Source organism: Actinophytocola sp., from assembly GCF_050699915.1.
Classification (GTDB): Bacteria; Actinomycetota; Actinomycetes; order Mycobacteriales; family Pseudonocardiaceae; genus Actinophytocola.
Genome location: NZ_JBOHGA010000081.1, coordinates 1 through 26015 on the forward strand (window position 1 = coordinate 1; position 26015 = coordinate 26015).

A 26015-nucleotide genomic window follows, 5' to 3' on the forward strand; every position below is an offset into this window, starting at 1 on the left:
CGGCCACCCCGCGGTCAGCGCGTGCAGCCGCCGCAGCTCCGCCGCCACCGCCGGCCAGTCGAACCCCGTCGGCTCCCGGCCCGGCAGCCACCGCTGCACCACGACGCCGTCGACGTGCCGACGGCTGTCGAGCGCCGGCACCACCGCGGGCACCCGGAAACCCGACTCGGTGAGGAACTCCAGCAGGTCCAGCTCCCAGTCCAGCGACGCCGCCGACCGCCGGGTGGACCGGGCGACCAGCCGCTCGCCGCCGACCCGAAGCTCCAGCACCTCGTTGCGGTTGCCGCCGCCCAGCCTGCCGACGACGGCGGCCGAACCCCACGCGGACAGGTTCACCGGAAGAACGCCCGGATCAGCTCGACCACGCGGTCCACATCGGACTCCGTGAGATCCGGGAACAACGGCAGCGACAGCTCCTCGGCGTAGAACCGCTCCGCGGCCGGGCACAGCCCGCGCCGGTACCCGAGGTCGGCGAACACCGGATGCCAGTACGCCGGGATGTAGTTGACCTGCACCCCGATCCCGTTCTCCCGTAGGTACTCATACAGCGCCCGGCGCCGGTCGCCGAGCACGCGCAGCGGGTACAGGTGCCAGGCCGGCGCGGCGCCCGCACGCCGGGCCGGCGTCGCCACTCCGTCCACATCGGACAGGCCGGCGTCGTACCGGGCGTGCAGTTCGGCCCGCCGCGAAACGAACGAGGACAGTCGCCGCAGCTGGCTGGAGCCCAGGGCGCACAACACGTCCGGCAGCCGGTAGTTCAGCCCGAGCTCGTGCACCTCCTGGTGCCAGCCGCCCTCGTCCGGCCAGCGCTGCCGGTCGCGGTCGCGCACCAGCCCGTGGTTGCGGAACTCCCGCGACCGCGCCAGCAGCTCCGGGTCGGCGCACGCGACGGCGCCGCCCTCGGCCGTGGTCAGGTTCTTGGTCGGGAAGAACGAGAAGGTCGTGAGGTCCGCGAGCGAGCCGACCGGCCGCCCGTGCCACGACCCGCCGATCGAGTGCGCCGCGTCCTCCAGGAGCAACGCGCCCGCGTCGTGCGCCAACGTGGCCAGCTCGTCCAGCTCGGCCGGATGCCCGGCGAAGTCGACCGCCGCGACGATCTTCGTGCGCGGGGTGACCGCGGCCGCGGCGGCGTCGACCGACAGGTTCCCCGTGTCCGGCTCGACGTCCGCGAACACGACCGACGCGCCGCGCTGCATCGCGGTCGCCGCCGTCGCCACGAAGGTCATCGGCGTGCACACGACCTCGTCGCCCGGCCCGACGCCGGCCGCGGCGTACGCGACGTGCAGCGCGGCCGTGCCGGACGTGACCGCGACGGTCGGCACCCCGCCGGTGAACGACTCGAGGTCGGCCTCGAAGCGCGTCACCGCCGGGCCGGTGGTGAGCCAGTCGCCGCGCAGGACGGCCGCCACCGCCGCCACGTCGTCCTCCACAATGGACTGACGGCCGTAGGGCAGCAGGTCAGCCATACTGCTCGACCAGGGCGCGCAGGTCCTCGTCGGACAGCCAGAGGTCGTTGGTGTCCGAGCGGTACGCGAACCCCTCCGGCACCGGTGTCCCGTCCGAGGGCGGCTCGTAGCCCCAGCCCGCGATGTGCGGCATCACCACGTACCGGTCACCCAGCAGCAGCGTGCGCCGGGCGTCGTCGGACGCGATCATCTCCTCGTGCAGCTTCTCGCCGGGGCGGACGCCGACCTCCTTGAGCGAGCTGCTCGGCGCGATCACCTTCGCCAGGTCGACCAGGCGCATGCTCGGGATCCGCGGCACGTACAGCTCACCGCCGTGCATGAGGTCGAACGAGCCGACCACGAACGCGACGGCCTGCGGCAACGTGATCCAGAACCGCGTCATCCGCAGGTCGGTGATCGGCAGCTCCTCGCCGCGCTCGGCCAGCCCGCGGAAGAACGGGATGACGCTGCCGCGCGAGCCCATCACGTTGCCGTAGCGGACGACCGCGAACCGCGTGGGGTGGCCGGCGGCGTAGTGGTTGCCGCTGACGAACAGCCGGTCCGCGCACAGCTTCGTGGCGCCGTACAGGTTGATCGGGCTCGACGCCTTGTCCGTGGACAGCGCGACGACCTTCTTGACGCCGCAGTCGATGGCCGCCTCAATCACGTTCTGCGAACCGGTGACGTTCGTCTGCACGAACTCGAACGGGTTGTACTCGGCGGTGTCGACCTGCTTGAGCGCGGCGGCGTGCACCACGTAGTCGACGTCGTGCATCGCGCGCTCGAGTCGCCGCCGGTCGCGCACGTCGCCGATGAACCAGCGCAGCCGCGGGTCGTCGCCGAACAGCTGGCGCGCCTCGTACTGCTTGAGCTCGTCGCGCGACAGGATCACCAGCCGACGCGGGTTGAGGTGCTCGAGCGCGTACGCGATGAACGCCTTGCCGAACGACCCCGTCCCGCCGGTGAGCAGGATGCTGGCCCCATCCAGCAAAGCCATCGTTACCTCCGGGAGATCTGAGCCGTGGGTTTCCAGGGCGAGCCGGTGCGCCATCATGGCACCCGTGCGAGTCAACGCGGTCATCCAGGCACGGCTGTCGTCAACCCGGCTGCCCGGCAAGGTGCTCCGGCCACTGGCCGGGCGCAGCGTCCTGAGCTGGGTCGTTCGTGCTGCCGCGCACGTGTCGTCGGTGTCCGACGTGATCGTGGCGACATCGTCGGCGGCGTCCGACGACCCGGTGGCCGAGGAGGCCGCGCGGTCGGGTGCCTCGGTGGTCCGCGGGCCGCTCGACGACGTGCTCGCTCGTTATGAACTGGCCGCCCAAACCCACCCCTGTGACGCGGTGGTCCGGCTGACCGCCGACTGTCCGCTGCACGACCCGGCGCTGATCGCGCAGGTGGTCGGCGTGTGGCTGGCCGACCCCTCGCTCCAGTACGTGAGCAACGTGCTCGTGCGCAGGCTGCCGCGCGGGTTCGACACGGAGCTGGTGCGCCGGGACGTGTTGGCCGAGCAGTACGAGACCGCGACCGGCGCGCACCGCGAGCACGTCACGTCGGCGGTGTACTCGCGGCCGTCGGTGTACCGGTGCGCGGGTGTGGCGGCGGGCGAGGACGACTCGGACCTGCGGGTGACGTTGGACACGGCACAGGACGCGGCCGTGATCGAGGGCGTCGTCGCCGCGCTCGGGGACGGCGTGCCGAGGTGGCGGGACGTGGTGGCGCTGCTGCGCTCGAGGCCGGACCTGGTGGCGCTGAACTCCGAGGTGGTCCAGAAGCCGCTGCCGACGGCATGAGGACGCTGCTGCGCGCCGACGCCGGGCCGTCGACCGGCGTCGGCCACCTGTCGCGGTGCGTGGCGCTGGCGGAGGCGGCGGTGGCTCGGAGCTGGCGGGTGTTCGTCGTCGGCTCGGTGAGCGGGGCGGACTGGCTGCTGGCTCGGCTGTCGGAGTTGGGAGTGCCGGTGCTGCCGCCCGCGTCGGCCGGGTCGTCGGACGGGGCGGCTCTCGCTGGGCAGGCCGTTTCGTTGGGGGCGGACGTAGTTCTCGTCGATCACTACGGGCTCGGCGAGCTGCCGGAGGTTCGCGCGGTGGCCCGGCTGGTGTCCATGGAGGACGGGCGCTTCGGGAGGCGAGCGGCGGACGTCGTCGTGGACGCCAATCTCGCGCAAGAGCACCGCTCTCGGGACGGTTCCCCGCTCGTGTTGGCGGGGGCTGCTTTCGCTCCGTTGCGACGGGATGTCGTCAATGCCCGCACCGATCACGACGCGGCGGCCTCTCGGGACGAGGGGCCGCCCGGGGTGGTCGTGGTGATGGGCGGTGGAGCGGCCGGGGAGGCGGTTTCGGCGGTGTTGTCCGCCTTGCGGGAGACCCAGGTGCCGATGTCGGTTCGAGCGATCTCCGCGGTGCCGGTGCGGGTTTCGGCCGGGCCCGGGCAGCGCTTCGCGGTCGAGCCGCCGACGCCGACCTTGCCGGCGCTGTTGGCCGAGGCGGATCTCGTGGTCAGTGCGGCGGGGGTGACGTTGCTGGAGCTGTGCTGCATCGGGACGCCGGCCGCGTTGGTCCAGCTCGCCGACAACCAGGCCGCGGGCTACCGAGCCGCCGTCGACCGGGGGCTGGCCGCGGGTCTCGGCACGGTGGCCGGTCTCCCCGCGGCCGCGTCACGACTGCGCGACCTGCTCACGAACCCCGACGCCCGAGCCGCGTTGTCCCGGGCGGCATCCCGCACCGTCGACGGCCGTGGCGCCGAACGGATCCTGGACGCCTGCGAGATCGGCATCCGAGAGGCCACCGGGGCCGACGCCGAACGACTGCTGGAGTGGCGCAACGACCCCGACACGCTCGCCTGGTCGCGCGGCCACCACCCCGTGGCCGAGCCGGTACACCGGCGGTGGCTGGCGAGCTCGCTACAGAACCCGAACCGCCTGCTGCTGGTCGCGGAGACCGACCATCCCAACGGGACGGTCCGGTTCGACCGCATCGACGACGACACGTGGGAGGTCAGCATCACGGTCGCCCCGGCCGACCGGGGCAAGGGCCTGGCCGAGAAGCTCCTCACCCTGGGCGAGGCCGCCCTGCGAGCCCGCCACCGCCCGAGCACGATCCTCGCCAACATCCACGAGGACAACACCCGCTCGCTGACGCTGTTCCGCCACGCCGGCTACGAGGACTCGAACCGGCAGGCGGACGGCCCGTTCCGCTGGCTGGCGAAGCGAACCTAGACCAGGTCCCAGGTCAGCGGCGTACCCTTCGCCGCCGCGACCCGGAAAGGCCGGCCCAGCACGGTTTCCAGGTCCACCGGAGGCAGGCCGCCGGCCGGACGGATCGAGCGGACGTTCTCCCTCGTGACGACGTCACCCGCGGCCACGTCCTCGACCACGTACAGGGAACGGCGCAGGCGGCGCACCTCTTGCTCGCTCTCCGAAGGCCCGAGGCGCGGCGCGCCCAGGGCCTGCCACGCCCGCTCGGTCTCCGTCACCAGTGCCGACAACTCCGCCGGCTCCAGGGAGAAGTCACTGTCCACACCGCCGTCGGCACGGGCCAGCGTCACGTGCTTCTCGATCGCGCAGGCGCCCAGCGCCACGGCCGCCACCGGGACCCCGATGCCCATCGTGTGGTCGGACAGGCCCGGCACCACGTCGAAGGCATCCGCGAGCAGCGGGATGCCGCGCAGGTTGCTCTCCTCCGGCGGCGCGGGGTACGACGCCGTGCAGCCCAGGACGATCAGCTGGTCGTTGCCGGCGGCCCGTGCGGTCGACACGGCGGCGTGGATCTCCGCCACCGTGGCCATGCCGGTCGAGATCACCAGAGGCTTGCCGGTCCGCGCGCACAGGTCGATCAGGGGCAGGTCCACGATCTCCGCCGACGCGATCTTGTACGCGGGGGCGTCGAGGGACTCCAGAAAAGACACCGCGGTCGGGTCGAACGGGCTAGAGAACACCGTCAGGCCCAACGAGTGCGCCCGGGCGAAGATCGGCTCGTGCCACTCCCAGGGCGTGTGGGCCTTCTCGTACAGGCGGTACAGGTTCTCGCCGCCCCACAGCGAATGATCGTCCGAGATGCGGAACGCGGGAAGGTCGACGTCGATCGTGATGGTGTCCGCGCGGTAGGTCTGCAGCTTGAGCGCCTGTGCCCCGGTGGCGGCCACGGCGTCGACGATGGCGAGCGCCCGATCGAGGGAACCGTTGTGGTTGCCGGACATCTCCGCGATCACGAACGGCCGGTGCCCGGGTCCGACCGTGTGCTTGCCGATCCTGACCTCACGCATGGAGGTCAACGTACGCCTACGAGGCCCGCCAGTTCGCGTCGCCGTGGGTGTCGGCCAGCATGTCGCCGAAGATCAGCAGGCACGCCAGGCAGCGCTCGCCCTCGTCGGTCAGCGTGATCTTCGTGTTGGGCACGCTGTGCTCGCAGAGCGCCTCACCGAAGTCGCGGCCGGCCTCGTCCGCTCCGAAGGCGTGCACTCGATTGTCGTAACCCGACAACCACCACTGGACATCTATCATCGCCCCGACCTCCCGCAACCCGTGCATTCGTATGTTGATGCACCAAACGGGTGACTGAAGTGTTGACTAGTGGAGTGTTTCGGTCAACATTTCACAGTTGCGCGTATAACTGTGAATACTGGTAACTGAGGGTGGTATACAGCGGGATTCAGTTACCCCGCGTGGGATCCTCGAGCTTTCGAAGCCGATCCTCGTACTGCGCGACCGCCGTCAGCCGCACCCGGATCTGGCTGTGCTCGCGCCGGATCTCGTCGATGAGCGAGCGTGACTCGTCGATCTGCGGCTGGTCCGCGGCCGGCACGGCGCCGATCTTCTCCCGCAGCGACTCCAGCTGCGACTCCTGCGCCGCGATCTGCGGGATGATCCGCTCCAGCTCGTTGGCCGACCAGTGCTGGGCCTTCTCGACCTCGCGGAAGCGGCGCTCGAGCTCGGCGAGCCGGTCCATCCGCTGCCGCTGCTCCTCGAGCCGACGCTCGTGCGCGTTGACGGTGCCGTACAGCTCGAAGAGCCGGTTGCCTTCGACCGGATGGTCGATGCGCCAGTCGATCATCCGGCCGACCCGGTCGGACACCAGTTTGCGCAACGCGGCGACACGGCTGTTCAACATGCTCAACTTCTCATCCTCGGCCTCAGCGGAGCAGGGTGGTTCGGCTGGTCTGCAGCCACGACTCGAGCAACCTCGCCTCGGCGGCGATCTGGTGCTCCGGGCCGACGACGCACGCGTCACCGGCGGCGTGCAGCCACGATGTCTGGTTCGGGTCGTCGACGAAAGAGAACCCGGTGAGCACCAGCTCGGCCTCCGGGTAGCTGGTACGCGCGATCCAGGCGGCCATCGTGCCGGTCGTCGACCAGGTCGCCTGCTCGCCGGTCGGCAGGCCGAGCGCCTCGGACAGCGGCAGCGTCACCTCGCGGTTGGACACCGGCACGAACCCCAGGTCGGAGGGCCACCAGCCGGGAACCAGGTCCGGCTCCCAGTGCAGCCGGCCCGGCTCGACCATCAGGTACAGCCGCCGGCGGTAGTTCTCGAAGACCCACTTCGTCGCGCGCAGCGCCCGGTTGAACACCACCACGTGGCACTTGCCGCCGACGGTCGGCGGCGCGCCGGGGTCGTCGAGCTTGAAGCCGTTCACCCTGATCACGAGCTCGGCGTCGTCGACGGCCTTGGCCCGCTCCGCGTCCGGCTCCAGTGGCTGGTTGCCGACCACGGCGACGCGGCGCGGCTGGGGATGCTCGGCGTAGACGTCCAGTAACGAGCGCAGCACGCTCTGCCCCGAGGCGACGTCGACCATGAGCGGAGAAGGTACCAGGAAGGTGTGCACCGATCGGGTGGCTCCTCCAGGTCGGGGCCACTTTCCGGCCCCTGCGGAGCGGCCGGATGCCGCCGGTAGGCTCGATAACCGTGCCAGCAACCGCCACGGCCGAGCAGGAGCAGGCCCCACCGACCCACAAGGCGTCCCGAAGCTTCGGGAAGGCCTGGGACGACATCCGCGAGGGGTTCTCACAGCGCGAGCTGTGGGGTCACCTCGGTTGGCAGGACATCAAGCAGCGCTACCGGCGGTCGGTCATCGGCCCGCTGTGGATCACGCTGTCGATGGCCGTCACCGCCGCCGGCCTCGGCCTGCTGTACTCCACGCTGTTCAACGCGGACATCCGCACGTTCCTGCCCTACATCACGGTCGGGTTCATCGTCTGGAACTTCATGCTCGGCTGCCTGACCGAGGGCACCGACACATTCATCGCCAACAGCGGCCTGATCAAGCACCTGCCGGCACCGATCACGGTGTACGCACTGCGCACGGTGTGGCGCCTCACGCTGATGTTCGCGCACAACCTGCTCGTCTACTTCGTGATCGTCGCGATCTTCTGGGTCGACCTCTCGAGGCCCGGCTACGTCATGACGCCCAACGGCAGCGGGCAGCCCGGCATCGACGCGACGATCCTGCTGGCCATCCCGGCCTTCGTGCTCCTGGCGATCAACGGCGGCTGGGTGGCGATCCTGTTCGGCATCATCTCCACCCGCTACCGGGACATCCCGCCGGTCATCGTCAGTCTGTCGCAGCTGATGTTCTTCATGACGCCGATCGTGTGGACCACCGACGACCTGACAAGGTTGACCCCCAACGGCGGGGAGCCCCCGGCATGGCGGATCCTGGTGGCCGAGCTGAACCCCCTTTACCACTACGTCCAGCTCCTGCGGGCGCCGCTGATCGGCAACACGCAGAGCTGGCATCACTGGGCTGTGGTCGGCGCGCTTACCGTGGTGGGGTGGAGCCTGGCCCTCCTGGCCATGCGCAACTACCGTTCCCGGGTCTCCTACTGGGTCTGAGTGAGGCGAAAAAACGACATGGTGAGCATCGACGTCTGGAACGCCTCGGTCGACTTCCCGATCTTCGACGCGAAGTCGCGGTCACTGAAGAAGGCGGTCCTCGGCAAGGTCGGCGGCAAGATCGGCACCGAGCAGAAGGTGCCGATCATCGAGGCCCTGCACGACATCTCGTTGTCCCTCAAGGAGGGCGACCGGGTCGGGCTGGTGGGCCACAACGGCGCCGGCAAGTCCACGCTGCTGCGGCTGCTGGCCGGGATCTACGAACCCACCCGCGGCACGTCGCGGATCGTCGGCAAGATCGCGCCCGTGTTCGACCTCGGCGTCGGCATGGACCCGGAGATCTCCGGTCTCGAGAACATCATGATCCGCGGGCTTTTCCTCGGCATGTCCCGCAAGCAGATGGAGAAGCGGGTCGACGACATCACCGAGTTCACCGAGCTGGGTGATTACCTCCAGATGCCGCTGCGGACATACTCGACCGGCATGCGGGTTCGGCTGGCGCTCGGCGTGGTCACGTCCATCGACCCGGAGATCCTGTTGCTGGACGAGGGCATCGGCGCGGTGGACGCGAAGTTCCTGAACAAGGCGCGCACCCGGCTGGTCGACCTCGTTCAGCGGTCCGGCATGTTGGTGTTCGCGTCACACCAGGACGACCTATTGTTCGAGCTGTGTAACACGGCCATCTGGATGGACGAGGGTCACGTGAAGCAGCACGGCTCGCTGCGCGAGGTCCTCACGGAGTACAAGGGCAAGGACCCGTTCGCCCATCTGGACAAGGAGACACTGGAGCGGCACGGCGAGCCTCCGGTACTGACGAGCAAGAGCGGCGAGGCCTGATGAGTCCTTCGGAGCAGTTCCCCGCGTTGCCGGCGAACGCGGTGGTGGCCGTCGTGGTCACCCGGCACCGGCGCGAGCTGCTCGCGGACTCACTGAAGATGATCGCCGCGCAGACCCGGCCGCCGGACCACCTCGTGGTCGTCGACAACGGGCCGGACGAGCCGGCCGGTGACATCGTGCAGAGCTGCGGCGTGCCGGCGACCTACCTGCCGTCCCGGCGCAACCTCGGCGGCGCGGGCGGCTTCGCGCTCGGCATGCTGTACGCGCTGATGCTCGGCGCCGAGTGGGTGTGGTGCGCCGACGACGACGGCCGGCCGGCGGACGAGACGGTGCTGGACACGCTGCTCACCGAGGCGGTCGCCCGCGGCCTGGCGGAGATCTCGCCGGTCGTCTCCAACATCGAGACGCCCGAGCGGCTGGCGTTCCCGCTGCGGCGCGGCCTGACCTGGAAGCGCAGCGCGGACGAGCTGGGCACCGACTTCCTGCCGGGCATCGCCTCACTGTTCAACGGCGCGCTGTTCCGCGCGTCGACGCTCGACGTCGTCGGCGTGCCGGACTACCGGCTGTTCTTCCGCGGCGACGAGGTGGAGATCCACCGGCGGCTGGTGCGCTCGGGGCTGCCGTTCGGCACCTGCCTCAAGGCCGCGTACCTGCACCCGGACGGCTCGGAGGAGTTCAAGCCGATGCTGGGCGGGCGGCTGCACGCGCAGGACCCGGAGAACGAGGTCAAGCGCTACTACACCTACCGCAACCGCGGGTACCTGCTGTCCCAGCCGGGCCTGCGCAAGATCGGACTGCTCGAGGTCGCCCGGTTCGGGCTGTACTTCATCGGCACCAAGCGGGACCCGAAGGCGTTCCTGCAGTGGCTGAAGCTGTGCCGGCAGGGGCGCCGGGAGCAGTTCTTCCGGATGTAGGTCAGCCGACCTCGATCGCGATCTCGTAGGTGTGCTCGTCCTCGGGATCGGCGCAGCCCCGGTAGCAGTTGCGCAGCTCGACCGACGTCGTGCCGGCCGAGCGCGCCTCGAACTCGAAGTAGCGGGTGCCACCGCCGCCGTCGACGTTCTCGGTCGAGTCCGCGACGTAGTGGTCGCCACCCCCCGTGACGACGCCCTCGTCCGGCTTCGCGCTGAGCGACCAGTCGTCGCCAACCGAGGCGTTGTCCTCGACCGCGATCGTGAACGACTCCCCCGGCGCGACCCGGATGTCGGTGTCCTCGATCGTGAACTCGCCTCGCCGCTCCTCGCCCGCGCTCGGGCTGCCCGGCCGCGCCTCCGAACAGCCGGACGCGAGCAGCACGAGCGCGACGACAGCAACGAACCGGCGCATCTCCCCACCCCTCTCGCCGCGTGAGGCTACCGGCGGGCTCGGCCGGCCGCCGGTGAAACGCCTGTTCGCGGCGCGATCGCTGTGCTCCTGCGAAGCGTGTGCGGTCCGGCGGAACCGGCGCCGGCCGCGGTCCCTCTGACGGGTCGGCCGCACGAGACGCGAGGGATGCCATGACAGTCGACACCGGGTACGAGGTCGCCACCACGGGCCTGCACACCCACGCCGGAACCGCCCACGACCAGGCCGTCCGGGTGGCGGACTACCCGAAGCGGATGCGGATGCTGACCTGCCCGAGCGAGGACCTGCTCGGCGAGCACGCGGACGTCGCCGGCGCGTACGGGAGCTTCCTGAACGCCTGGGTGGAGGAGCTCGAGCTCACCTCGCAAGCGCTTGCGGAGACCAGCGCGAAGCTCGCGGCGTCCGCCGACCAGTACGGCGCGCAGGACGAGCTGCACGCCGACCAGTTCGATCGCGCCGTTCGCTAGGAGGACAGTCGTGGCACCGAACCGTGAGGACCTGGAGAAGTGGCGCGCGATGGCAGACGCCGGCGGGCTGCTCGGCCGGGTCGTCCTGCGCAGCGCGATCGACGCCTACCTCGACTTCCCCGCGCCGAAGGGGAACCCGGCCGAGCTGCGCACGATGGCCGGCACGTATGCCGCAATCGCCACCGACGCCGACGGCGCCCAGGTCGAGGTCGACACGCTGGCGAAGAGCGACCTGCCGCAGGTCTGGGTCGGCCAGGCGCAGGAGCGGGCGTCCGAGGTGGTCACCGCGGTCGCGTTCGAGCTCGAGCACTCGGTCACCGTGCTGACCAAGGCCCGCGAAGAGCTCGACCAGCTCGCCGACGGCGTCGAGGCGGCGCAGGGCGCGCACACCGGCGGCCAGGGCGCGCTGCACCAGGCGCGCAACGAGCTCGGCGGCGACTTCGACCGCGCGAAGAGCATCGCGCTCAGCGGCATGGACCAGGTGATCACCGGCTACGACCAGGCGCGGTCGGTCGAGGAGGCCGCCGCGCGAGTGTTCACCGACCTCGCGGCCCAGGCCCGGGCGAGCCAGCTCGACTCCGAGCATCTCGACGCGGCGGACCGGCTGGTGCTCGGACAGAGCGCGGTGCCGGGCGGGCCGCACGACGTCAACATCATCATGAGCGCGAACGACGCCGAGCGGGCGAGCGAGCGGCTCGACGAGCTGGGCGAGGAGGACCGCACGCGGTTCGACGCGTTGCTGGACGCCGCGAAGTCGCCGCAGGAGAAGGCGTACCTGATGCGCGCGCTCGCCGCCGGCCACTCCGTCGAGGACATCGAGGAGTTCGCCGCGCAGATCCACCCGTACGGCGACGATCCGGAGTGGCTGCGCGACCATCTGCAGCCGACGTACAACACGACCGACGAGGAGTCCGGCGAGACCGTGCCGACGACGTACTCGGGTGCCCGGTGGGAGCAGACCGGCGGCACCTGCGTGCCGCGTCCTCGGTGACCGCCCGGGCGATGGTCGACCCGATGTACGCCTTCCAGCTCACGACGGGCGGCAAGCCGGGCGACCCGGAGTCGACGTCCGCGGACGCGTTCGAGGAGCGGTTCCTCTCCGAGACCGAGCGGGTGTACGGCCAGCCGGCGACCGAGGGCAGCGGCATGAGCAAGGACGAGGGCGAGGACGCCGCGAACGACGAGATCGGCCCCGCCACCGGCGCGGAGTACGAGTTCCGCGACCTCGACTCGCCGGAGGACCGCCGGGAGATCTTCAACGACGTGGCCGAGTCGGTCGACGATGGCCGGCCGGTGCCGATCCAGGTCGAGGGCTTCGACGACGAGGGCGACCGGTCCGGCCATCAGATGATGATCATCGGGCACGAGGACGGCATGCTGCAGATCTACAACCCGTGGGGCCACACCGTCTGGGTCAGCGAGGACGACTTCGTCAACGGGCACATGGAAGGGGCGTCCGACTCGCGGATGCCCACGGTCGACGGCGTGCACCTGCCGCAGTGACACCGGGAGCGACGATGAACAGACTTGGCAAGACCGATGCCCAGCTCGCGGAGCTCGACGTGCTCGCGCTGCTGCGCGACGGCCTCGGCGGGGACGCGTCCGGCCGCGGCGAGCTGTTCGGCGACGGCGCGGTGGCGGCCGCGATCGCGCTGGAGCGGGTCGACGTGCTCGCGCGCTCGGTCGCGTTCCTCGCGTCGGTGGTGCGCAGCGGCGGGCCGCGGTACGCCGCTTCGCTGCCCGAGCCGCTGCCTTCCTCGGCGCAGACGGACGTGGTCCGGCCGTGGCTGGAGGCGGCCGTGTCCGGCCCGGACGAGCAGGTGGCGCGCTGGCTGGAGGCGGTCGCCGCGGTGCTGGCCCTACGGGCGAGCACCGATCAGACCCGGTAGACCAGCGCGACCGACTCGAGCGACAGCCGAGTCGGCCGGCGTCCCCTCCGCCTGTGGACAACTCGCGGGGTCGCGGGGGCCCCCGTTTTCCAGCTTATCGGCGAGGACTGACAGTTTGGGCTGGTCGCGGGTGGGCTGTGGACAACCCGGGGGCGCGAGTGTGCGGGCTTGCCCGCGAGATCGCTCTGAGCTGATCTGCTGCGGGTGAACTTCTGTTGCCACCACTCGGACGCGGTGGTGGTGTCGGGGGCATGGCTGATCCCAAACGCGCCCTCGTACTGCATCTCGCCGGAGGTGGTGAGCCGGTGGTCTTCGCGCTGTCCGCGGACGGGGCTCGCGACCTCGACACGCGGCTGAGCGAGCTGCTCGGCAGCGGTCACGTACACGCGCCGGTCCTCGCCGACGGGTCGACGGTCGCGATCAACTTCGCCCAGGTCGTCACCGCGCACCTCGACGACCTGCCACCGCTGGCCCGGGTCTACGGGAGCGGGCAGCCACAGAGACACGGGTTTGCCACCTAGCATTCTCTGACTAAAGTCAGGGAATGGACGAGATCGAGCAGGTCCGTCGCTTCAACCGGCTCGTCACACAGCGGGTCGGAGCGCTCGACGACCACTTCCTCGCCCGCGACCGCCCGCTCGGACAGGCGCGGCTGCTGTGGGAGATCGGCGTGCGGGATGGCGCCGACGTCCGCGAGCTGCGCGGCCGGCTCGACCTGGACTCCGGGTACGTCAGCCGGTTGCTGCGCTCGCTGGAGGCCGACGGGCTGGTCGCGGTGAAGCCGAGCGACGAGGACCGCCGCGTCCGGGTCGCCACGCTCACGAGCGCGGGCCGGCGGGAGCGGGCCGTGCTCGACGATCGCGCGGACGACGCCGCGGCCGAGCTGCTCGGGCCGCTGTCCGCCGACCAGCGACGGCGGCTGGTGACGGCGATGAAGGAGGTCGACCGGCTGCTCACGGCCGGCCAGGTGACGATCGACGTGGTCGACCCGGAAAACGAGCACGCGCGGTACTGCCGGGACGCCTACTACGCGGAGCTCGACCGCCGGTTCGAGCACGGCCACGACCCGGCGTCGGGCATCCCGGCCGAGGGTGACCAGTTGCGCCCGCCGGCCGGGCTGCTGCTGATCGCCTACCTGCGCGGCGATCCGGTCGGCTGCGGCGCGCTGCGGCTGCCGCCGGACGCGCCCGCGACGATCAAGCGGATGTGGATCGCGGACTCCGTGCGCGGCCTGGGCCTCGGCCGGCGCCTGCTCGCCGAGCTGGAGTCACGCGCGGCGACCGCCGGACACGACGAGGTCCGCCTGGAGACAAACCAGGCGCTGACCGAGGCGATCACGATGTACCGGTCGGCGGGCTACGAGGAAGTCTCCCCGTTCAACGACGAGGTCCACGCCCACCACTGGTTCACGAAACGGCTCTGAACACGACCGTTCGCAGCAGGACGAAGTTGATCGTCGTCGCGGCGCCCTGGGCCACCACCCAGGCCAGGGCGATCTCCCAGCCGGACGGGGGCAGCAGCGTGAGCAGCAGCGCGTTGGTCCCCACGTTGACGAAGAACGTCACCGTGTACAGCAGCGCGAAGCCACCCACCTGCCCGGCGCCGTCCCGGCGGCCCGCGGCGAACGTGAAGCGGCGGTTGAGGAAGTACGCCGTCGTCGTGCCGGCGATGAAGCTCAGCGCCTTGGCCAGGTGCACCCACAACCCGAACTGCAGCAACGCCTGGTACACCCCGAAGTCGACCAGCGCGCAGAAGCCGCCGATCAGGACGAACCGCCCGAGCTGGTCCACCAGCCCGATCCTGGGCACATCCGCCTCCGGGGTCGCGGTCACGACGCGAGTCTAGGGACCGCCCGCGGGCCCCGTACCCTCGGTGCGGTGAAGCCAGGACATGACGAGCTGGCCAGGCTCACCGGCTGGGGCCGCACCGCACCGTCCACCGCGCACGTCGTCCGCACGAACGACGTCGACGCGATCGCGAACGTGGTGCGGGAGGCCGGCGACCGGGGGGTCATCGCGCGCGGGCTCGGGCGCAGCTACGGGGATCCGGCGCAGAACGCGGGCGGCGTCGTGGTCGACATGACCGCGCTGGACCACATCCACCGGGTCGACGCGGACGCGGGCGTGGTCGAGGTCGACGCGGGCGTCTCGCTCGACACGCTGATGCGCACGCTGCTCCCCTTCGGCCTGTGGCTGCCCGTGCTGCCCGGCACCCGGCAGGTCACGGTCGGCGGCGCGATCGGCAGCGACATCCACGGCAAGGCCCACCACGTCGAGGGCAGCTTCGGCAACCACGTCGTCTCGATGGACCTGATGACCGCGGACGGCACCGTCCACACGCTCACCCCGGACGGCCCCGACGCCGACCTGTTCTGGGCGACCACCGGCGGCATGGGGCTCACCGGGATCGTGCTGCGGGCGACCCTGCACCTCAACCGCGTGGAGACCGCGTACTTCCTCGTCGACACCGACCAGGTCGGCGACCTCGACGAGCTGATGGCCCGCCAGACCGAGGACGACGAGTCCTATGTGGAGTCGGTGTCCTGGTTCGACGCGGTGACCACCGGGCCGCACCTCGGCCGGGGGCTGCTGACCCGGGCGAACCACGCGACGGTCGCGGACCTGCCGAAGAAGCTGCGCCAGCACCCGCTGCGGTTCGACGCGCCGCAGCTGCTGACCGTCCCCGACGTGTTCCCGCCCGGCATGCTGAACCGGTTGACCGGCAAGGTGTTCAGCGAGCTCTGGTACCGCAAGTCGCCGACGCGCCGCAACCAGGTGCAGAACATCACGCAGTTCCTGCACCCGCTGGACATGTTCGGCGAGTGGAACCGCGGCTACGGCCCGGCCGGCTTCCTGCAGTACCAGTTCGTCGTGCCGTTCGGGGCCGCGCACGTGATCCGGCGGACCGTCGAGATGATCACCGAGGCCGGCCAGGTCTCGGCGCTGAACGTGCTCAAGCGCTTCGGCGACGCCAACCCCGCGCCGCTGTCGTTTCCCATGCCCGGCTGGACGCTGTGCGTGGACATGCCGGTGCGCCCGGGGCTGCACGAGCTGTGCGAGGAGCTGGACGAGCTGGTGCTCGGCGTCGGCGGGCGGCACTACCTCGCGAAGGAGTCGCGCGCGACACCGTCGGTCATCCAGCGCGGCTACCCAAGACTCGACGAGTGGCGCAAGATCCGCGCCTCCGTCGACCCCCACGGCGTCTTCGCCTCTGACATGTCGAGAAGGTTGGGACTTACATGATTGACGCGGTCGGAAACCCCCAGTCGCTGCTGCTGCTCGGCGGGACCTCGGAGATCGGCCTCGCGATCGCCGAGAAGTACGCCAAGCGCCGGCCGTTGCGGGTCGTGCTCGCCGCCCGCCCGTCGCCCCGGCTGGACGCGGCGGTCGCGCAGCTGCGCGACGCCGGCGCCACGGTGTCCACTGTGGAGTTCGAGGCGACGGACTTCGACTCGCACCAGGCGATGCTGGACAAGGCGTTCGCGGACGGCGACCTCGACGTCACCGTGGTGGCCTTCGGGCTGCTGGGCGACGCGGAGCAGGCCTGGCAGGACCACGCCAAGGCGGTCGAGCTGGCGCAGGTGAACTACACGGCCACGGTGTCGGTGGGCGTCGCGCTGGCCGAGCGGCTGCGCCGGCAGGGCCACGGGCGAATCGTGGCGCTGTCGTCGGTCGCGGGCGAGCGGGTGCGCCGGGCGAACTTCGTGTACGGCTCGACGAAGGCCGGCATGGACGGCTTCTATCTCGGGCTCGGCGAGGCGCTGCGCGACGAGGGAATCTCGGTCACCGTGGTGCGCCCAGGGTTCGTGCACACGAAGATGACCGAGGGGATGAAGGCCGCGCCGCTGTCCGTGCAGGCCGCGGACGTCGCCGACGTCGCGGTCGACGCGGTGGGCAAGCGCAAGGAGCTGGTCTGGGCGCCGGCGCCGTACCGGGTGCTGATGTCGGTTCTGCGGCACATTCCTCGCGCGATCTTCCGGCGGCTGCCCATCTAGCCGTTTTATGCTCGGGTTCGAACCACGGGCGGTCAGGGAGGTAACCGGTGGTGGTCACCCCGGAGCAGTGGCTGGCGAACTTCAACGCCAAGATCGACGACATCAAGGCCAAGACCGCGGAGTTCCAGGAGAACCTGGAGGCCTCGGGAGTCACCGAGTCGTCGCCGGACGGGTCGATCAGCGTGTCGGTGGCACCCAACGGGTCGCTCACGGACCTGCGGATCGACGACGCCGCCTGGCGCGGGTCCGGTGGTGAGCTGGCCGGCAAGATCATGCACCTCGCCCGCAAGGCGCAGCGCAACGCGGCGGTCAACGTGGCCGATGCGTTCGCGCCGCTCGGGGCCGACTCCGAGGCCATGCACATGGTCACCGGGTACGTCCCCGAGCCGGAGCCCGAGGAGCCGGACGACAAGGCCGGCTACGCGTTCAACGAGGACCCCGACCAGGCGCGGCCGCCGGCACCGCAGCCGCCCCGCCCGGCACCCGACTGGTCCCGGCCGCCGGTACCGCCGCCGCAGTCGCCGCCGCGGATGGAACCGCCACCGCGTCCCGCTCGTCCACCCCGAAGGCGGGCGGAAACCGACGACGAGGACTTCGGCGACGAGCAGATCTTCGGCGGCGGGGACAACCGGTGACCTCTGAGTCAAGCCACTGTGGGAGGCAGGCGTGACAACGGCGACATCCGGCGCGGGCATCGTCGACAGCTATTCGGGGCTGGTAGGCGCGATCACCAGCGACGCGGAGTCCGAGGGTGAGCAGGTCGTCGACGTCGCGTTGAGCGCGACCGGCGTGGTCATCGACACGATCGGCGCGGCCATCGACCCGTTCGGCGCGATCGTCAGCGCCGGCGTCGGCTGGCTGCTCGAGCACGTCTCGTTCCTGCGCGAGCCGCTCGACGCGCTGCTCGGCAACCCGGACGAGATCAACGCGAACGTCGACGCGCTGAAGACGGCGGCGGCGGAGATGAAGACCATCGCCGAGGAGCACCGCCAGGACCTCGGCACCATCGCCGAGTGGACCGGCGAGGCGGCCGACGCCTATCACGGCAGCCTCACCCAGCTCGCCGAGGAGCTCGACTCGATGGGCCTGACCCTCGACGGCACGGCGGCCGTCGTCGGCATCTCCGGCATGCTGGTCACGACGCTGCGCGGGATCGTGTTCGACATCATCGCCGCGCTGATCACCGAGCTGATCCGGTACGCGCTGATCGCGGCCGCCTCCGCGGCGGTCACCTTCGGCGGCTCGATCGCGGCCTTCTGCGGCGTCGCCGGCGCCCGCGCGGTCGCCACCGCCACCCGGATCGCCGGCAAGATCTCCAAGCTGATCAGCGGCCTCGGCCGCCAGGCCGGCCGGCTGGCCGACCTGGGCCGCGCGATGCAGAACCTCGCCGACGGCCTCGACCGCTTCGCCACCGCCGGCGACCTGGCGTTCGGCGCCTACCAGGCGGCCAAGCCCTACGAGACGCCCCCGGCCCAAGCGTGACCACCCGGCGCAGGCGACCGACGTCGTCGAGCAGCAGTGGCTCCAGCTCCCCGTCGACCACGCCCACCCGCCGCCCCGACAGCGGCGGCGGGCCCGGCGGCGGTGGCGTCCACGTCGACACCGACGGCATCGACACGATGGCCGGCCGGCTGACCAACACCGGCGGCCGCGTCGACGCCGTCGGCACCACCGTCGGCGGCGTCAACGTCGGCCCGCAGAGCATGGGCGTCGTCGGCTCCAGCTTCACCGGTGCCGCTCAGACCCATGTCCAGCACGCCCAGCAGCAGGTGACCCGCACCCGCCAGGCCGTCGACCACGCCCAGGCCGGCACCCGGGCGACTGCCGGCACCTACCGCACCACGGACACCACCAACGCCAACAACCTCGGCGCGATCGACACCCGCACCGACACCCCGACCCCGCGGGGCGGCGGCACCACGACCTCCAGCAGCACGACCTCCGGCGGCACCGGCACCAGCACGCCGCCGACCACGCGCGACCCGGGAAGCACGCCACCGTCCGGGCCGCCCCCCGGTGGTCCTCCTGGCGGTCCTCCCGGTGGTCCGCCCGGCGGGCCGCCGATCAACCACCGGAACCCGGACGGCACCCCGATCCGTACCGACAACCTCGCTCACCCCCAACGCCGGGCTGCTCGACGGCAGTGCGCTGGCATCGGCGGCGAGCAACCCCGACAGGGTCAGCGACGCATTGAGGCCTGGAGTGGACCTGAACCATCCCGACGTGCAGCGCATCGTCGACTCGAGCTACCACAGGGACGGCTACGACGCGAGCGGCAACCCGATGGACCGCGCTCAGTGGGACGCGGGCTACTGGCCGACCGGCGGCTACGACGCGCACGGCGGCCGCGACCTGGTGTGGCCCGACCCGAGCCAGCATCCCGAGGGCTTCTCCCGACCCGAGGACCGGGTGCCCGCCGTGCTCAACCCGGGCGAACAGATCGACCGGTTCGGACCCGGCTTCGGCCGGTTCACCTCACCGCCCGGCACGCCGTTCCCGGAGCGGGGGTTGCCGCCGGACAACCTGTTCGACGAGCGCGACCCGTCCCGGCCCGGCGTCACGCCAGGAGCACCGGCGCCCAGCTACCACCGCTACGAGGTGGTTCAGCCGATCCCGGTCTGGGCCGGACCCATCGCGCCGGCGATGGGCCAACCCGGCGGTGGCACGCAGTTCTACATGCCCAACGCTGTCGTCGACCTCGTGAACGCGGGCTACCTGAGGGAGGTACCGCTGTGAACCTCGCGGAGCTCGCGCGGGCGTTGGAGATGATCGGGATCGCGCCGGAGCTGGTCGCGCTCGGCGGCTGGGCCGAGCAGTCCTGGTGCGTCGAGCAGGCCGAGGACGGCGCATGGGAGGTGTACTGGCGCGAGCGCGGCAACAAGCTGGAGCTGTCCAGGGTCGACACCGAAGCCCAGGCCTGTCACCTGCTGCTCGGCAGGCTGACCTACAGCCAACTGCTCGCGGGAGTACTGGCGACGCGCTGACGAACGGCAGGAACCGAGGGACCATGACGACCCGCCGCACGAGGACGTCGAGCAGCTCGTCGGGTGGCTGGAGCGACTCGGCGCCGCGCGGCGGCGACCCAGGAGAACCCGGACCTGCCGGTCTCCGCGCACCTGGCGGACATGAAGGACTCGGTCCGCTACACGATGCAGGTGGACCAGGACTAGGCCCGGTTGCGGGACCGGTGAGGCGGCCATGACAACGCGACGCAGGAGGCCCACCGGCGGCTCGTCGAGCTCCGGCTCCAGCAACACGCCGGACACCACCACCCGGCGGCCTACCGGCGGTCCGGGTGGTGACGGCGTCGGCGTCGACACCGACCGCATCGACACCATGGCCGACCGGCTGGGCAACACCGGCGGCCGCGTCGACAACGTCGGCACCACCCTCGACGGCATCGACGTCGGCCCGCAGAGCATGGGTGTGGTCGGCTCGAGCTTCACCGGCGCGGCCCAGGCCCACGTCCAGACCGCACGCCAACACGTCACCCGCACCCGGCAGGCCGTCGACAACGCCCAGGCGGGCACCAGCTCCACCGCCCGCAGCTACCGCGACACCGAGGCCACCAACGCCGAGAACCTCGGCGGCATCGACACCACCACCGACGTCCCCACCGCCCGCGGCGACTCCACGACCACCCCGTCGTCGAGCAGCGACGAGGGCGGCGGCTCGAACAACCCGCCGCCGAGCCGAACGGACCAGCCGGCCAGCCCACCTTCGACCGACTCCGGCGGCTCCGGCAACCAGCCGCCGTCCCGGCGCGACGCACCACCCTCGGACGACGACGGTGGCGACGGCCGGGACAACAGAGACGACAACCGGGACGACGGCCGCGACGAGAACCGGGACGAGGACCCGCTGCCCCGCCGGCCGAAGGACCCCAACGAGCCGCACCCGGAGCTGACCCCGGAGGAGCGCGCCGCGCTCGACCGGCACCTGGCCCAGCTGGAGCGCGACGACCCGGAGCGGTTCGCCGAGCTCTCGAAGGACCCCGACCACAACGGCAAGGTCACCAAGGGGTCCAAGGACGAGGCCCGCATCGCGATGGACCTGCACGAGCGCGGCGAGGGCCCGTTCGCCGGCGACTACCGGCGGCCGGACGGCCCCGGGCAGGGCGACTTCGTCGACAGCGACGGAAAAGCTCAGGACATGAAGGGCGCGCACTCGGACTGGCCGCCCGAGGTGCCCGAGCACGTGCGCGAGCGACCGTTCCCGAATGCCTACAATGAGACCGACTTCCGGGAGACCGTGGAAGGCCAGTTCGACCGCGGCCGCGACGTCGTCGTCGACACGCGCAACGCGAATCAGCATGACATCGACGAGATGCGCCGCATCGTCGAGGAGGAGGGCTGGGGTGGCCGAATCACCTGGTACCCGTAGCGACTGGGCCCCCGCCAACTGGCCGGCCGACGGGGTTGCGGCGAAGGAGCTGCGCGACTGGCTCGCGAAGGCCGACGACTCCGAGCTCTACGCGCTCGACCTCGACTTCTCCGGCGCGGACCTGTCCGGGGGAAACTTCACCGAGAGCTGGTTCAGCCGCTCCCGGCTCCGCAACGCGGTGTTGCGAAACGTCTCCTTCGCCCGCGCGCACTGCGAGGGCACGGATTTCTCGGAATCGGACCTCAGTGGCGTGGATTTCGTCAAGGCGTTCGGCCGGGAGTCGCATTTCTGGAAAACGAAGCTACGTGGCGCGAACTTCACCTCGGCCGAGTTCAACCGCGCCGACTTCGCCGAGGCCGACCTCACCGGCGCGAACCTGTCCGACGTGCTGCTGACCCGCGCGACCTTCTCCAACGCCAACCTGACCGACGTGGTCGCGGACAAGACCGTACTGCGCAACACGGTCCTCGACTCCGCCGACGTCACCGGGTTCTCCGGCACGGTCATCGGGCCGATCTCGGTGATCTTCCGCGGCAAGCGCTCGCTGCTCGACGGGCCGGACCTCGAGCAGTGGTTCGCCGCCCGCGGCGGAAAGGTCACCCGGTTCTACGCCGACCGCGACGCGACGTGACGGTCCGGCCGGGCTGAGAGTCCGGCTCCACCGCCCGCCGACACCTGGTCGCACTCGCGAATAGTTCGCCTAGTCTCCCGGGCCCGGACCAGGCGGTCCATGGCGCCGCCACAGGTAGGGCGACCTGCGGTTTGAACCCTGAGCGGCCGCCGCCCGTGGTCTCTTGTGTACGGCGAGACATTTGCCGAACGCCCGGCGAGTCCGGGACACATGAGCCATGGTGGGGCACGCACCGTCGGGGCACGCACAGAAGGAGGCGTGATGAGTGCTGAGTTCGACCAGCTGGTCGCCCAGTTCGAGGACTTCCAGGCCAGCCTGAAGAACGTCGACGACCGGTTCGAGAACATCGAGGGGATGCAGAGCGAGCTCGCCTCGCTCGAGGTCAGCGTCACGTCGCCGGATCGCTCGGTGACCGTGGTCGCCGGTCCCGGTGGATCGATCCAGGAGGTCCGTTTCACCGAGGCCGCCGTGCAGCTCGGCTCGCAGCGGCTCGGCGCCGTGGTCACGTCGACCCTGCACGAGGCGATCGCCGAGGCGGCCCGCCGGCAGGCGAGCATCGTGCAGCAGTACGTCGGCGACGACGTCCCCGTGCTGGAACAGGTGCTGGAGACCCAGGCGCAGGTCACCGGCACGCCCATCGAGGAGCTCCGCGAGAAGGTCGAGCAGCAGACACTCCCGCCGCCGGCCCAGGTCGGCGAGGTGGAGGAGTCGCTCGTGTTCCGCGACGCCCCGCCGCCACCGCCCGCACCGGGCGTGGACTCCGCGGGCGAGACCTTCCTGAAGAGCGTCTGGGACGAGGAGGAACGCTGACATGCCAAACGGTTTCGAGGTGAGTGTGACCGGAGTGCGCGACTACTCCGGCGCGCTCGCCGACGACAAGGCCCTGGTCTCCGAGGTCGACGGGCTCGTGGGACAGGCCGACGTCGGCAACGAGTCGTGGGGCATCGTCGGGCTGTTCGTCCACGGCAAGTACACCGAGATGCTCGGCGACCTGAAGAGCCTGCTCGGCGACATGTCCGACGGGCTGCAGGCCGGCTCGGACAAGATGACCGAGACCGCCGACGTCTACCAGAGCGTCGAGGACGCCATCGCGAAGGTCTTCAACGACACGCTCGCCCGGCTCGAAGCCGCTGACCTTGGAGGCATCTGATGGCCGAGACGATCACCGGTGACCTGAGCGGGATCACGATCAGCGAGGAGATGGGCTACGGCGAGAAGGTCGCGCGCGGCGTCCCGGTCGTCGGCGGCCTCGTCGGGGCCGGCATCGCGCTGGACGCCGGCGACATGCGCGGCGCGACGGTCGGCGCGGCCACGTTCGTCCAGTCCTGCAAGGACACGATCACCGGCATCGCCACCGACCCGCTCGGCTGGCTGATCGGCCAGGGCCTGAACTTCCTCATCACCGTGGTCCAGCCGCTGCAGGACCTCATCCACTTCGTCTCCGGCGACGGGCCCGCGCTGATCAACGCGGCCGGGAACTTCAACAAGATCGGCCAGGGGCTCGAGCAGTACGCCACGAAGTTCATCCAGGATGCCGAGGCCGCGCTCAAGACGTGGCTCGGCGAGGCCAAGGAGGCCGCGCGGGCCCGCCTCGAGCAGTTCGCCACGGGCATCCAGGGCACCGCCGGCCAGGCCGCCGACATCGCCCAGCTGCTGCAGATCTCGAGCATGATCATGATCGTGATCGAGGACTTCATCAAGGCGCTGCTCACCGAGCTCGTCCAGTGGCTGATCCTCATCTGGATCCCGGCGCTGGCCGCCGCCGCGCCGACGTTCGGCGGCTCGATCGCGGCCGCGTGGTCCGGCACGGCCGTCAAGGGCGCCCACACCGCCACCAAGGCCACCAAACAGGTCAGCAAGCTCCAGAAGATGCTGAACCTGCTCAAGGACCTGCTGGAGAAGCTGAAGGCGCTGATGACGCGGACCAAGGACTTCTTCAAGCAGGCCGGCCAGGCGGCCAGGACCGCGGGCGGGAACACCCGGCTGCAGGCCAACCTCCGCGCCCGCGACCACGGCGGCAACATGGTCGACGACTTCGGCCAGGTCCGTAGCTTCGGCGACCGGGCCACGCAGGTCACCACCGACACGGCGAAGGGCCAGGTCACCGACTTCGGCAAGGCCTCCCGCAACGTGAACAACGGTGCGCGGGTACCCGAGTACGGCGCCACCGGCGAGGAGCAGACGCAGGAGGAGACCGAGGAGAACCTCAGCATCTAGATGGACCTCGTCGCGTTCTGGGACTGGCGGGCGTGGACCCTCGCGGTCCTGTTCGTCGTGCTCGTCGGCCGGTTGGTGTGGAACTACCTCGCCGCGCTCGCGTTCCGGCACCTGCTGTTGGGCGGCCTGCTGCGCCGCTACGGCTGGCAGGCCGACCTGCCGGGCGGTGACGGCGGCAGGGCCGCGTTCGCCGAGCAGGAGCGGCGTCGGCGCGGCCAGGCGTGGACGCTGCTGCGGCAGGGCAGGCGGGGCATCCGCGAGGGCTACCGGACCGGTGTGTTCGCCCGAGAGCACGCCGGTCCGTGGCAAGGGGAGCTGACCGTCACCGGCGCCTACCGCGGCCGCCCCTTCACCGCCACGCAGATCCGGCGGAGCGAGCGGACCAACTCCGGCGAGGGCTCGACCCGAAGCGTCCGGCGGCGAGCGAGGCTGGAGCTGCAGGCGGCACTGCCCAGGTTCGAGGCACGGACGGGCCTGCTGACCGGACGGGTGCGCGGTGCACCGCCCGGGCTCGAGGCCCTTGTGCGGTCCCGCCGGTTCCGGGTGCTCCGCTCGGACGGCGGGTCGCTGTCGACGACGCTGGGCCCTCGGCTGCGGGGCGGCCGGCTGCTCGGCGGGCTGGCCCACCTGAGCGCCGTGGCGGACCGGCTAGAAGAACGCCGATAGCGCGACGCAGGCGACCCACGAGCAGCCGAGCACCTGCAGCACCCGGTCGCGCAGGGCGATGTCCTCCGGCTCGCCCGCGTTGCCGCCGTCGACGTCCACCGCGTAGCGCAGCACGGCGACCACGAACGGGACGATCGAGACGACCGCCCACACCGAGTTCGTGCCGGTGCGCTGACGGATCTCGAACGCCCACAACGCGTAGGTCATGATCATGATCGCGGCCGAGGTGGCCCACACGAACCGCAGGTAGCTCGCCGAGTACTTGGACAGCGACGCGCGGATGCGCGCACCCGTCCGCTCGTAGAGGGTGATCTCCGCGTACCGCTTGCCGGCCACCATGAACAGCGACCCGAACGCGGTGACCAGCAGGAACCACTGCGAGAGCGGCAGCCCGGCCGCCGCGCCGCCGGCGATCGCGCGGAGCAGGAAGCCCGACGCGACGATGCACAGGTCGATCACCGGCTGGTGCTTGAGCCCCAGGCAGTAGCCCAGCTGCACGGCCGCGTACACGCCGATGACCACCAGCAGCCGCCAGGACGACAGCAGCGACACCGCGAACGAGGCGAGGAACAACAGGACAGAGAGGCTGTAGGCCAGCCGGACCGGCACCACGCCGGCCGCGATCGGCCGGTTGCGCTTGGTCGGGTGGGCCCGGTCGGCCTCGACGTCGATCGCGTCGTTGACCAGGTACACCGCGGAGGAGACGAGACAGAACGCGACGAACGCGTAGCCGGCGTCGATCACCACGTCGACGCGGAACACCGGGTCGGCCGCGAAGGCCGCGAACGGCGCCGCGAGAACCAGGACGTTCTTCACCCACTGCCGCGGGCGGACCGTGCGGACGATGCCGCGCAGCAGGCCGGACGGCGCCGCGCCGGGCGCCGCGCCAGACCGCACCGACGCCTCCCCCGGCGTGCTCTCCGCCGTGCTGCTCACCGCGCCGCTCTCTTTCCCGCTCGCTTGGGCCGGCCGCGCAGAGTGCGCCGAACCAGCCCGCCGACCACCGCGCCGAGCACCGAGCCGGCGACCACGTCGGTCGGGTAGTGCACGCCGAGCACCAGGCGCGACACCAGCATCGGCGGTACCACGACCGGCACCAGGTTCCGCCCGGTCAGTCCCGAGTAGACGACCGCGGCGGCCGTCGTGGAGGTGGCGTGCGAGGACGGGAACGACAGCGAGCTCGGCGTCTTCACGAGCACGTCGACCGACGCGTCGATCGGCCGCTGCCGGCGCACGACCCGCTTGACCGCGATCGACGCGCCGTGCGCGGCGGCCACGCTCGCCGTGGCGGTCAGCCAGTCCCGCCGGCGGCCGCGGT

At 71.1% G+C, this 26015-nt stretch carries 35 protein-coding genes and 1 pseudogene; 24 read left to right on the plus strand and 12 right to left on the minus strand.

The window, feature by feature from the left end:
• From ACRDSK_RS16445 to pseB, 3 genes and pseudogenes are all read right to left on the minus strand, one after another.
• A pseudogene (locus tag ACRDSK_RS16445) lies at positions 1-336 on the minus strand (aminoglycoside phosphotransferase); the annotation flags it as partial.
• Positions 333-1466 (minus strand): DegT/DnrJ/EryC1/StrS family aminotransferase, encoded by a 1134-nt coding sequence (locus tag ACRDSK_RS16450; RefSeq protein ID WP_431441883.1) that lies wholly within the window; start codon positions 1464-1466, stop codon positions 333-335. The pseudogene ACRDSK_RS16445 and the gene ACRDSK_RS16450, both read right to left, overlap by 4 nt.
• Positions 1459-2442 carry a UDP-N-acetylglucosamine 4,6-dehydratase (inverting) gene (gene pseB / locus ACRDSK_RS16455; protein ID WP_431441885.1) on the minus strand — a complete coding sequence of 328 codons (984 nt, stop codon included), beginning with the start codon at positions 2440-2442 and terminating at the stop codon, positions 1459-1461. The genes ACRDSK_RS16450 and pseB overlap by 8 nt, the downstream gene beginning before the upstream one ends.
• A gap of 55 nt (positions 2443-2497) precedes the next feature.
• On the opposite strand from pseB, the gene ACRDSK_RS16460 reads away from it, so the two are divergent.
• Positions 2498-3235 carry a cytidylyltransferase domain-containing protein gene (locus ACRDSK_RS16460; protein WP_431441887.1) on the plus strand — a complete coding sequence of 246 codons (738 nt, stop codon included), beginning with the start codon at positions 2498-2500 and terminating at the stop codon, positions 3233-3235.
• Positions 3232-4659, plus strand: a complete 1428-nt coding sequence (locus ACRDSK_RS16465) for a GNAT family N-acetyltransferase (RefSeq protein WP_431441889.1) — start codon at positions 3232-3234, stop codon at positions 4657-4659. Before ACRDSK_RS16460 ends, ACRDSK_RS16465 begins: the two co-directional genes overlap by 4 nt.
• Here ACRDSK_RS16465 and pseI read toward each other — a convergent pair.
• The 4 genes from pseI to ACRDSK_RS16485 form a co-directional block, all read right to left on the minus strand.
• On the minus strand, positions 4656-5705 hold the full coding sequence (gene pseI / locus ACRDSK_RS16470; protein WP_431441890.1) for a pseudaminic acid synthase: 1050 nt from the start codon (positions 5703-5705) through the stop codon (positions 4656-4658). The two genes, ACRDSK_RS16465 and pseI, sit on opposite strands and share 4 nt — an antisense overlap.
• Positions 5706-5721: 16 nt before the next feature.
• Positions 5722-5901 (minus strand): hypothetical protein, encoded by a 180-nt coding sequence (locus ACRDSK_RS16475; protein ID WP_431441892.1) that lies wholly within the window; start codon positions 5899-5901, stop codon positions 5722-5724.
• 190 nt (positions 5902-6091) lie between these two features.
• Positions 6092-6550, minus strand: coding sequence for a hypothetical protein (locus ACRDSK_RS16480; protein ID WP_431441894.1), 459 nt, complete (start codon positions 6548-6550; stop codon positions 6092-6094).
• A 22-nt stretch (positions 6551-6572) separates the two neighbouring features.
• Entirely contained in the window at positions 6573-7202 is a 630-nt protein-coding gene (locus ACRDSK_RS16485; protein ID WP_431441939.1) for a hypothetical protein, read from the minus strand.
• A gap of 116 nt (positions 7203-7318) precedes the next feature.
• On the opposite strand from ACRDSK_RS16485, the gene wzm reads away from it, so the two are divergent.
• The 3 genes from wzm to glfT1 are packed head-to-tail and all read left to right on the plus strand — an operon-like array spanning position 7319 to position 10020.
• Positions 7319-8269 (plus strand): galactan export ABC transporter permease subunit Wzm/RfbD, encoded by a 951-nt coding sequence (wzm, locus tag ACRDSK_RS16490; RefSeq protein WP_431441896.1) that lies wholly within the window; start codon positions 7319-7321, stop codon positions 8267-8269.
• Positions 8270-8287: 18 nt separating this feature from the next.
• A complete protein-coding gene (gene wzt, locus ACRDSK_RS16495; RefSeq protein WP_431441898.1) occupies positions 8288-9106 on the plus strand; it encodes a galactan export ABC transporter ATP-binding subunit Wzt/RfbE in 819 nt (272 codons plus the stop codon).
• Positions 9106-10020: a galactofuranosyltransferase GlfT1 gene (gene glfT1, locus ACRDSK_RS16500; protein WP_431441899.1), complete on the plus strand. Its 915-nt coding sequence runs from the start codon at positions 9106-9108 to the stop codon at positions 10018-10020. Before wzt ends, glfT1 begins: the two co-directional genes overlap by 1 nt.
• A gap of 1 nt (position 10021) precedes the next feature.
• On the opposite strand, the gene ACRDSK_RS16505 is transcribed toward glfT1, so the two are convergent.
• Complete coding sequence (locus ACRDSK_RS16505) at positions 10022-10432, minus strand: protease inhibitor I42 family protein (protein ID WP_431441900.1); 411 nt, start codon at positions 10430-10432, stop codon at positions 10022-10024.
• A gap of 170 nt (positions 10433-10602) precedes the next feature.
• Between ACRDSK_RS16505 and ACRDSK_RS16510 the strand changes: the two genes are divergently transcribed.
• From ACRDSK_RS16510 to ACRDSK_RS16535, 6 genes are all read left to right on the plus strand, one after another.
• A complete protein-coding gene (locus tag ACRDSK_RS16510) occupies positions 10603-10917 on the plus strand; it encodes a hypothetical protein (RefSeq protein WP_431441902.1) in 315 nt (104 codons plus the stop codon).
• Between the two features lie 10 nt (positions 10918-10927).
• Positions 10928-11908 carry a hypothetical protein gene (locus ACRDSK_RS16515; protein ID WP_431441904.1) on the plus strand — a complete coding sequence of 327 codons (981 nt, stop codon included), beginning with the start codon at positions 10928-10930 and terminating at the stop codon, positions 11906-11908.
• Entirely contained in the window at positions 11866-12420 is a 555-nt protein-coding gene (locus ACRDSK_RS16520) for a hypothetical protein (RefSeq protein ID WP_431441906.1), read from the plus strand. The genes ACRDSK_RS16515 and ACRDSK_RS16520 overlap by 43 nt, the downstream gene beginning before the upstream one ends.
• Before the next feature lie 14 nt (positions 12421-12434).
• Entirely contained in the window at positions 12435-12806 is a 372-nt protein-coding gene (locus ACRDSK_RS16525; RefSeq protein WP_431441907.1) for a hypothetical protein, read from the plus strand.
• Between the two features lie 251 nt (positions 12807-13057).
• Complete coding sequence (locus ACRDSK_RS16530) at positions 13058-13327, plus strand: hypothetical protein (protein ID WP_431441909.1); 270 nt, start codon at positions 13058-13060, stop codon at positions 13325-13327.
• A gap of 23 nt (positions 13328-13350) precedes the next feature.
• Positions 13351-14229: a GNAT family N-acetyltransferase gene (locus tag ACRDSK_RS16535; protein WP_431441911.1), complete on the plus strand. Its 879-nt coding sequence runs from the start codon at positions 13351-13353 to the stop codon at positions 14227-14229.
• On the opposite strand, the gene ACRDSK_RS16540 is transcribed toward ACRDSK_RS16535, so the two are convergent.
• The gene (locus ACRDSK_RS16540) at positions 14213-14638 is read right to left on the minus strand and encodes a GtrA family protein (protein WP_431441913.1); all 426 of its coding nucleotides are present in this window, start codon (positions 14636-14638) and stop codon (positions 14213-14215) included. The genes ACRDSK_RS16535 and ACRDSK_RS16540 overlap by 17 nt on opposite strands.
• A 45-nt stretch (positions 14639-14683) precedes the next feature.
• On the opposite strand from ACRDSK_RS16540, the gene ACRDSK_RS16545 reads away from it, so the two are divergent.
• From ACRDSK_RS16545 to ACRDSK_RS16560, 4 genes are read left to right on the plus strand one after another with little or no spacing between them, the layout of a single operon-like run.
• A complete protein-coding gene (locus tag ACRDSK_RS16545; protein ID WP_431441914.1) occupies positions 14684-16048 on the plus strand; it encodes an FAD-binding protein in 1365 nt (454 codons plus the stop codon).
• Entirely contained in the window at positions 16045-16800 is a 756-nt protein-coding gene (locus ACRDSK_RS16550) for a decaprenylphospho-beta-D-erythro-pentofuranosid-2-ulose 2-reductase (protein WP_431441916.1), read from the plus strand. Before ACRDSK_RS16545 ends, ACRDSK_RS16550 begins: the two co-directional genes overlap by 4 nt.
• 47 nt (positions 16801-16847) lie before the next feature.
• Positions 16848-17435: a YbaB/EbfC family nucleoid-associated protein gene (locus ACRDSK_RS16555; RefSeq protein ID WP_431441918.1), complete on the plus strand. Its 588-nt coding sequence runs from the start codon at positions 16848-16850 to the stop codon at positions 17433-17435.
• Between the two features lie 31 nt (positions 17436-17466).
• Positions 17467-18282, plus strand: a complete 816-nt coding sequence (locus tag ACRDSK_RS16560; RefSeq protein WP_431441919.1) for a hypothetical protein — start codon at positions 17467-17469, stop codon at positions 18280-18282.
• A gap of 349 nt (positions 18283-18631) precedes the next feature.
• On the opposite strand, the gene ACRDSK_RS16565 is transcribed toward ACRDSK_RS16560, so the two are convergent.
• Complete coding sequence (locus tag ACRDSK_RS16565) at positions 18632-18793, minus strand: hypothetical protein (protein ID WP_431441921.1); 162 nt, start codon at positions 18791-18793, stop codon at positions 18632-18634.
• A 230-nt stretch (positions 18794-19023) separates the two neighbouring features.
• Here ACRDSK_RS16565 and ACRDSK_RS16570 point away from each other — a divergent pair, with 230 nt between their 5' ends.
• The 9 genes from ACRDSK_RS16570 (at position 19024) to ACRDSK_RS16610 (ending at position 24697) form a co-directional block, all read left to right on the plus strand.
• On the plus strand, positions 19024-19536 hold the full coding sequence (locus ACRDSK_RS16570; RefSeq protein ID WP_431441922.1) for a TNT domain-containing protein: 513 nt from the start codon (positions 19024-19026) through the stop codon (positions 19534-19536).
• A complete protein-coding gene (locus ACRDSK_RS16575; RefSeq protein WP_431441924.1) occupies positions 19533-19784 on the plus strand; it encodes a hypothetical protein in 252 nt (83 codons plus the stop codon). Before ACRDSK_RS16570 ends, ACRDSK_RS16575 begins: the two co-directional genes overlap by 4 nt.
• 63 nt (positions 19785-19847) lie before the next feature.
• On the plus strand, positions 19848-19970 hold the full coding sequence (locus ACRDSK_RS16580) for a hypothetical protein (protein WP_431441925.1): 123 nt from the start codon (positions 19848-19850) through the stop codon (positions 19968-19970).
• Between the two features lie 28 nt (positions 19971-19998).
• The gene (locus ACRDSK_RS16585; protein ID WP_431441927.1) at positions 19999-21183 is read left to right on the plus strand and encodes a WXG100 family type VII secretion target; all 1185 of its coding nucleotides are present in this window, start codon (positions 19999-20001) and stop codon (positions 21181-21183) included.
• The gene (locus ACRDSK_RS16590; protein WP_431441929.1) at positions 21158-21814 is read left to right on the plus strand and encodes a pentapeptide repeat-containing protein; all 657 of its coding nucleotides are present in this window, start codon (positions 21158-21160) and stop codon (positions 21812-21814) included. Before ACRDSK_RS16585 ends, ACRDSK_RS16590 begins: the two co-directional genes overlap by 26 nt.
• Before the next feature lie 261 nt (positions 21815-22075).
• Positions 22076-22624 (plus strand): YbaB/EbfC family nucleoid-associated protein, encoded by a 549-nt coding sequence (locus tag ACRDSK_RS16595; protein WP_431441930.1) that lies wholly within the window; start codon positions 22076-22078, stop codon positions 22622-22624.
• 1 nt (position 22625) lies between these two features.
• Positions 22626-22964 (plus strand): hypothetical protein, encoded by a 339-nt coding sequence (locus ACRDSK_RS16600; protein ID WP_431441932.1) that lies wholly within the window; start codon positions 22626-22628, stop codon positions 22962-22964.
• Positions 22964-24031 (plus strand): hypothetical protein, encoded by a 1068-nt coding sequence (locus ACRDSK_RS16605; protein ID WP_431441933.1) that lies wholly within the window; start codon positions 22964-22966, stop codon positions 24029-24031. Before ACRDSK_RS16600 ends, ACRDSK_RS16605 begins: the two co-directional genes overlap by 1 nt.
• On the plus strand, positions 24032-24697 hold the full coding sequence (locus tag ACRDSK_RS16610; protein WP_431441935.1) for a hypothetical protein: 666 nt from the start codon (positions 24032-24034) through the stop codon (positions 24695-24697).
• On the opposite strand, the gene ACRDSK_RS16615 is transcribed toward ACRDSK_RS16610, so the two are convergent.
• Together ACRDSK_RS16615 and ACRDSK_RS16620 are read right to left on the minus strand one after the other, a co-directional pair.
• On the minus strand, positions 24680-25633 hold the full coding sequence (locus ACRDSK_RS16615) for a decaprenyl-phosphate phosphoribosyltransferase (protein ID WP_431441937.1): 954 nt from the start codon (positions 25631-25633) through the stop codon (positions 24680-24682). The genes ACRDSK_RS16610 and ACRDSK_RS16615 overlap by 18 nt on opposite strands.
• A partial coding sequence (locus ACRDSK_RS16620) for a phosphatase PAP2 family protein (protein ID WP_431441938.1) occupies positions 25630-26015 on the minus strand: 386 nt, incomplete at its 5' end. The genes ACRDSK_RS16615 and ACRDSK_RS16620, both read right to left, overlap by 4 nt.